6 protein-coding genes and 1 riboswitch are annotated in these 6,834 nt (G+C 38.3%); of the genes, 5 read left to right on the top strand and 1 reads right to left on the bottom strand.

Annotated features, from left to right (window positions below):
* On the bottom strand, positions 1–1,618 hold a 1,618-nt coding region (gene metE / locus AADJ06_RS21275), incomplete at its 3' end, for a 5-methyltetrahydropteroyltriglutamate--homocysteine S-methyltransferase (RefSeq protein ID WP_341228521.1).
* 108 nt (positions 1,619–1,726) lie between these two features.
* Positions 1,727–1,863: riboswitch (cobalamin riboswitch) on the bottom strand.
* Positions 1,864–2,113: 250 nt separating this feature from the next.
* Between metE and AADJ06_RS21270 the strand changes: the two genes are divergently transcribed.
* Genes AADJ06_RS21270 through AADJ06_RS21250 form a run of 5 tightly spaced genes read left to right on the top strand, consistent with a single transcriptional unit; the run spans position 2,114 to position 6,807 of the window.
* Entirely contained in the window at positions 2,114–4,186 is a 2,073-nt protein-coding gene (locus AADJ06_RS21270) for a TonB-dependent receptor (protein ID WP_341228520.1), read from the top strand.
* Positions 4,187–4,218: 32 nt separating this feature from the next.
* On the top strand, positions 4,219–4,929 hold the full coding sequence (locus AADJ06_RS21265) for a hypothetical protein (protein WP_341228519.1): 711 nt from the start codon (positions 4,219–4,221) through the stop codon (positions 4,927–4,929).
* A 32-nt stretch (positions 4,930–4,961) separates the two neighbouring features.
* Positions 4,962–5,558: an HmuY family protein gene (locus tag AADJ06_RS21260; protein ID WP_341228518.1), complete on the top strand. Its 597-nt coding sequence runs from the start codon at positions 4,962–4,964 to the stop codon at positions 5,556–5,558.
* A gap of 3 nt (positions 5,559–5,561) precedes the next feature.
* Entirely contained in the window at positions 5,562–5,894 is a 333-nt protein-coding gene (locus AADJ06_RS21255; protein WP_341228517.1) for a DUF6686 family protein, read from the top strand.
* Positions 5,895–5,898: 4 nt separating this feature from the next.
* On the top strand, positions 5,899–6,807 hold the full coding sequence (locus AADJ06_RS21250; RefSeq protein WP_341228516.1) for a DUF6607 family protein: 909 nt from the start codon (positions 5,899–5,901) through the stop codon (positions 6,805–6,807).
* Positions 6,808–6,834: the final 27 nt, after the last annotated feature.

The following is a 6,834-nucleotide window of genomic DNA, read 5'->3' as shown; positions in this document are numbered from 1 at the left end:
AAGAACTCCAAGCCACTGTCATGGCCGCAGGTCTTTCTATATCTCCAAAAATGATGGGTGGCTTCACACATCGGCTGCCGTAACTCTGCACCCAACCATTGGCAGAGAATACAAAACCATTTAGCAATTCTCCAAAATACTCCACCATGTCGTTTCTTTCAAATTCGCCATGTACCAGCACATCTAAGCCCAGTTCCTCCTGCCACTTGATAACTTCGGCAGTATGTAGCTTTATTTCGGTTTCATAGTTTTCTGCAGTAATGATTCCTTTCTTCAAATTAGCCCTGAGTTTTCTAATTTCCTTGGTTTGCGGAAAAGAACCAATGGTGGTGGTAGGAAATTCAGGAAGATTTAAGTGAGACTTTTGTAAGTTTTTACGCTCTTCAAAAACCGCATTTCTTTTTAGTTCTTTGTCTGTTATTGCCAGACTTCGCTTTTTTACTGCAAGCTTATGGATTTTGGAAGAAATGCTTCTGCCTGTAATAGAAGCTGTGTTTTTGGCTAAAAGATGAGAATTAGGGGCTGCGAGAATGGTTGCTATTTCGTCTAGCTCAATTAGTTTTTGCGTAGCAAAAGCAAGCCAGTCTTTAATTTCTGGGTCAATGGTTGTTTCGTTTTCTAAATCAACGGGTACATGAATAAGCGAGCAGGACGGAGCAATCATGACTCTTTCTTCACCAAGTAGCTTCACTGTTTTTTGTACAATTTGAATAGCTTTTTCATAATCTGCTTTCCAGATATTTCTTCCATCAATTATCCCGAGTGACAATTTTAGGTCAGGACCAACCTTGCCAAGGATATTGTCTAGTTGCTCAGGAGCTCGTTTCAGGTCAATGTGCAGGGTGTCTACTGGAAGATTTAAAGCGGCTAGTGCATTATCTTCAATGCCCTCGAAATAAGTGCTCAGTATGATTTTTAAATCGGGAAGCTCATTGTTTATTTTATGATAAACCGTTCTGTAAGTTTCTTTTTGGAAGAAATTTAAATCTAGTCCTAGAAACGGTTCATCTATTTGAACATATGCTGCACCTGCTTTTTGGAGTTTATTCAGCAGTTCTAAATAAACTGGCAAAAGTCTATCAATAAGGCTGAGGGCATTAAAGTCGGCATTTTTTACTTTACCTAAAAGCAGATAGGAGATAGGCCCTATCAATACAGGCTTGGTTATTATTCCTGCATTCTTTGCCTCTATAAATTCATCAATAACCTTGGCGTCATTCAAATGGAAGGTCTGAAAAGCTTGAAATTCGGGGACTATGTAATGGTAGTTAGTGTCAAACCATTTAGTCATTTCGCAGGCTTTCAGGTTTTGACTCTCCGACTGAAAACCTCTTGCCATGGCAAAATATAAGTCTGTTTTGTTGAGGTCTTTGAACCGCTCTGGAATAGTTCCAAACATGAGGCTATGGTCTAAAACTTGATCATAGAAAGAGAAATCGTTTGAGGGAATAAGGTCAATACCTTTTTCTTTTTGAAGTTGCCAGTTGGCCAGCCTAATGGTTTTGCCTGTTTCTAAAAGTTCACTTTTAGAAATTTTACCAGACCAGTACTTTTCACAAGCTCTTTTGAGCTGTCTTTGATTTCCTATTCGTGGAAATCCTAAATTGTTTTTAAGCATACTTTTGAATTTTTAAAAATGTTCATTGAGTACACTTTCCGCTAAAGAAGTAAGTACACGAAAATGAGCATTTTCGTATACCTGACTCTATGCCTTAGTCGTGAAAGCATGTTGTCAATAGCAGGTGGCAAGTATCTCGACTTCCAGTTTTTTAGGCCGGTTACGGTTGCACGACAGTTCATGAGTTTCACATGATTCCTTTTTAAGTCTGCCTCTCAGCAGAAACCAAATGCTATATCTAATTCGCGTCAAAATTAGTAATCTAAAAAGATAAAACAACTGTAGTTTGTAAAATATGTAGATTATATACCTGCAATTTAAGTAATTGATAGATATAATATCTTAAAGCGTTTTGCATAATAGACGAATTGGGTATTTCGATATTTTCTTAATGAGTAGAATTTATTATTTAAAATAATTCTAAATAAGCTTGGAGTGTAAAAAGAACACTTATACATTTGTCTCATTATTTATAATAAGACTAAATAAAAACAAATGCCAAGAGTTTCCTTTTTCCTATTGCTTCTATTACCATTTACAGGGCTAGCACAGCTAGATAGCCTTCTGGAGAAAGACTTGGAGCAGGTAGTGGTAACGGCTACTAAAAGTGAACGTCAATTGAACTCGCTACCTATGCCGGTTACGGTAATTGAGAAAAAGCAAATTCAGCAAATGGGCTCTCTTAGGCTTAATGAAGTTTTGGCAGAACAAACAGGCCTTTTTGTAGTAAACGACCACGGAAATGGCGTTCAGTTACAAGGTTTTAATCCAGATTATACGCTAATATTAGTAGACGGTGAGCCTTTAATTGGGAGAACGGCTGGTACATTGGAGTTGAGCAGATTGGCCGTAGGAAATATCAAACAAATAGAAATAGTAAAAGGGCCTTCATCTAGCCTTTATGGTTCTGAGGCTTTAGCAGGCGTAATAAATATTATAACAGAGCAGCCAAACAAAATAGGAGGGGATGTTTATGCTAGGTATGGAAGCAATAATACCTTGGACTTGTCTGCTTTGGCTAACTATAAGAAAGATAAACTAGGCTTTTCAATATTCGCTAATCGTTACTCATCGGGAGGTTATGACCTTACACCAGAAACCGTAGGGAATACCGTTTCGCCTTTTGATAATTACACCATTCAGCCAAGGTTAAACTATGATTTCAGCGATAAAACTAAGCTGAAACTATCTGGGAGGTTATTTGAAGAGTCACAGTCTGGCAGTTATGAAATTGAAGAAACGGATGGCTCTGCGTTAATTGCCCAGACTGGTTCTGTTAATGACAAGAATTTTAATGCCAGTTTAAAGCATAAGTTTTCAAGTACCGTAGGTTTGACCGCGAGGTTATATGGCTCATCTTATAAAACAGAATCACTGCTGACTTATGATAGCGATAATAGTGTCTATGACGAATCATATTTTAATCAGACCTTCTTTAGGCCAGAGGCTATTCTTGATTTCTCTTTTGCAGAAAAACATTTCTTTCTTTTTGGTGCCGGAATGGTGAATGAGACCGTAGAAGCCACTCGGTATGATGAACTCAAAAAGTTTAACACCAAGTATGTTTTTGGTCAGTATGAATTCTATGGCTTCGATAAATTTCAGGTAAATGTAGGTGGCCGTTATGATGCTCACTCGGCTTATAAAAATCAGTTTTCGCCTAAGCTAGCTGCCATGTATAAGCTTAATTCTCAATTGAAACTAAGAGGCTCGGTAGGGGTAGGCTATAAGGCTCCTGACTTCAGACAGCTGTACCTTAATTTTACCAATGCCGTGGCAGGTTACAGTGTTTTTGGCTCGCAGGAAGTAGAAGCAAATATTGCTGAAATGCAAACACAAGGTCAAATAGCTACTATTTTCACAGACCCATCCACATTTGGGCTACTAAATCCAGAAAGCTCTTTAGCGAGCAATATTGGCTTACTTTTCACCAGCAATCAGGGGAGAACAGCCACTTTGAACATTTTTAGAAATGACGTAAGTAACCTTATTGAAAGTTTTCCTGTAGCTCAGAAAACTAATGGACAGAATGTCTATAGCTACAGAAATATAGCGGAGGTATTCACACAGGGTGTGGAGCTTAATGCTAATCAAAATTTCAATGTTTCCTTCGGCGGATACCTTAAAGTTAGTGCTGGATATCAATACCTAGAGGCCAAAGACAAATCTGTACTTACTGAAATATCTGAGGGAAGTTTGTATAGACGTAACCCGGAAACCCTCGAAACCGAAAGAGTAAGTCGCCGTGACTACGGTGGCTTACTTAATAGGTCAAAACACTCTGCCAACCTCAAGTTTTTCTATGAAACGGATGACAAGCTAGGTTTTAACATACGCGGAATCTACAGAGGGAGGTACGGCTTTAGTGACCAAAACGGCAATGCCATTATTGATATAGATGACGAATATGCACCAGGTTTTTTAGTAGTAAATACGTCGCTTTCAAAAGCTATTAAAAACTGGACAGCACAAACGGGAATTGATAATGTACTGAACTTTAAAAATGCTCAATATCAGCCTGGGCAAGCTGGAAGGCAGTTTTGGGTACGAATGAGGTATGCTATCTAGAAGGATTTAAACAAAAAGTAAAATAAATAAAAATGAAAAAAATAGGGCAATTAGTCATGCTATTGGTATGTCCATTATTAACACAGGCTCATGGTTATTGGTTTGAGCTAGAGCAGTCAGAAAACGCCGCAATAGGCGAACCCGTACAGATTCACCTTTACTATGGGGAGTATGCTTCGCAAATAAGGGAAGTAGGAAGCCGACTGGATAAAATGGCTGATATAAAAGTGACGGTGATATCTCCCGATGGAGAAGAGTTAGAAGTGAATATGACACAGACGAATACCCGATGGGAGGGTTCGTATACGCCAAAGAGTGAGGGCTATTATCAAGTACTTGGTTTAAATGATACCAGAGAGGTGCAAGACTGGCATAAGCATAAACTAGGAATTACAAGGCCAATTCAATACCTAAGAACGGGTTTTAGTATTGGAGAAAATCAATCGGCAGCAGACCAGCTACTTTACCTAGATACTTTCTGTAAAATCAATGCCAATAATGTGGAGCTATATGCCATGAAAGATGGTAAACCAATGAATAAAACTAAAATAAGAGTGGTGAATCCTGAGGGCTGGCTGCAAGATAAGTTTTCAAATCAAATTGGTTTTGTAAGCGTAGAGCCTAATAGAAAAGGTCTTTACCTGGCAGAAGTCGAGTGGATAGAAGAAGTGCCAGGTACTTTCAAAGGGAAAGCTTACGAAACTATACGTCATAAATGTGATATGACATTTGTAATCAATTAATTAAGAGTAAAAATTCAAACTATATAATTTCAATGAACACGATTAAATTTCTAACTATTTGTACACTTTTTTTAGGTCTGGCTTCTTGCGAAAAGGAAGATGATGTAGTAGCATCAGAGCCAGTGGTTTCTGAAACTGTAAGTGATTTGGCAGCCAACCCGTCAGACGCTCCTACAGGTCACTATACTTTTTTTAGTTTTGAAGATGGTATTTTAAGTACTGCAGATTCTGCTAGCACTTCATGGGATTTGGCTTTTAAAAGCACCAGTATTATTGTTAATGGTGGGGTATCTGGGCCGGGTTCTGCAGAAGCTGGTGTGGCAGATGGTATTTATGCCGACTTTTCAGAGGTTCCGGCTACTTTGACCATGAAATCTGACGATGCCGAGGGACTTGCCATTCCCTCAGGTTCAGGTAATGGATGGTATAACTATAACTCTACCAATCATGAAGTTTCGCCTGTGGCAGGAAAAGTGATTTTTGTAAAAACCTCTTCTGGAAACTATGCCAAAGTAGAAGTACTAAGTTATTACAAAGGTGCACCTGCTACTTATGACGGGACATCTCCTGGTCGTTACTATACTTTTAGATACGTTTATCAGCCAGACGGCTCCACCAAATTTGAATAAATTATGTGTCAAAAAAGCTCATTAAATATTATCAGTAAATCCGCTTATGGTTATGTTGGCTATTGCAATGGCTGCGATAGATATAACCTAGTTTTTGAAAATATTTTCATTCTGTTAAAGGAGGAAGAAATTCGAGGTTTGGGGGCTATTGTGGATGTAGAATATGGCACATACATTATGGAGAAACCCGTAGGAAGAGGTAAAACTATAAGTTTCCAAACACCCCTTGCTAATACCTTTTTTGCCTTTACAGCATGCGAGTATGAGGAGTTTAAAAGAATGATAAATGAGTCTGTGCTGATGCTGGAAGTAAACGAGATAATTAATCAAAAATAGAACAATGAAAAACCTTTTCTTATTATTAGGATTGTGCCTTTCTTTTGTAGTTTCTGCTCAAAAATCAGCAGATATAGAGGCTATCAAAGGGCAGTGTGGCTGCATGAATATTACATTTAAATATGCGGAGACTTTTGCACCTGATACCGCTTATGAGTTTCATGATAGGTACTTAGAGCATGCTACAGAGTATGTGTTTGTGGTGGAAGAGTCTGCTAATAAAGTGGTTATTCAGCACCTTTTAGCTATAAATGACACCATGGTGGTGAAGCACTGGCGTGAAGACTGGACATACAGAGACCCACATTTACTTTCGTTTAACACAGCCAATGATTTTAGATATAGCAATATCTCTAATTCAAACTTTAAGAATGGATGGACACAAAAAGTCTATGGTACGCAAGATGAATTAAGGTATGCTGGTACGGGAGAGTGGGCTCATATAAATGGTAAGTCGGTATGGGAAAGTACAGCAGATGCGGCTCTGCCTAGAAGAGAGTATTCTCACAGAAAAGATTATAACGTCATGAAAAGAGGAAATCGAATTCATGTTACAGATAAAGGGTACCTTCATGAGCAAGATAACGACAAGATTATTAGAGCGGAAGGCAAAGAGGATGTCTTATTAGCTTCTGAAAAAGGTTATAATGATTACGTACGCACAGATATGAGTAAATGTGCTGCCACTAAGGCATGGTGGGAAAAGAACAAGGGATACTGGCAAGATGTTAGAGCTGCTTGGGATAAAGTAGAAAATGAGCATAAAAGCTTCACTATTAAATCAAAAGTAGATGACCAGCGTCTTGGAAGCTTCTTTTATAATATCAATAAAGAGAATCTTAGCTCCGCTGAGAATAAGAAAAAACTTGATGCCGTTTTAAAGGACTTTATTGTCTTTGAAAAAGGAATCTAATTGTTTGTAAGGTCAAATTGGATTTAG

The organism is uncultured Arcticibacterium sp. (assembly GCF_964021845.1).
In the GTDB taxonomy this organism is placed as follows: domain Bacteria; phylum Bacteroidota; class Bacteroidia; order Cytophagales; family Spirosomataceae; genus Arcticibacterium.
Note: the sequence above shows the minus strand (reverse complement) of the source record. Positions and strands in the feature narration are given on the sequence as shown.

Excerpts from the sequence above, each read along its gene's own strand:
- AADJ06_RS21270 (WP_341228520.1), top strand. The coding sequence starts at position 2,114 with ATGCCAAGAGTTTCCTTTTTCCTATTGCTTCTATTACCATTTACAGGG.
- AADJ06_RS21265 (WP_341228519.1), top strand. The coding sequence starts at position 4,219 with ATGAAAAAAATAGGGCAATTAGTCATGCTATTGGTATGTCCATTATTA.
- AADJ06_RS21260 (WP_341228518.1), top strand. The coding sequence starts at position 4,962 with ATGAACACGATTAAATTTCTAACTATTTGTACACTTTTTTTAGGTCTG.
- AADJ06_RS21255 (WP_341228517.1), top strand. The coding sequence starts at position 5,562 with ATGTGTCAAAAAAGCTCATTAAATATTATCAGTAAATCCGCTTATGGT.
- AADJ06_RS21250 (WP_341228516.1), top strand. The coding sequence starts at position 5,899 with ATGAAAAACCTTTTCTTATTATTAGGATTGTGCCTTTCTTTTGTAGTT.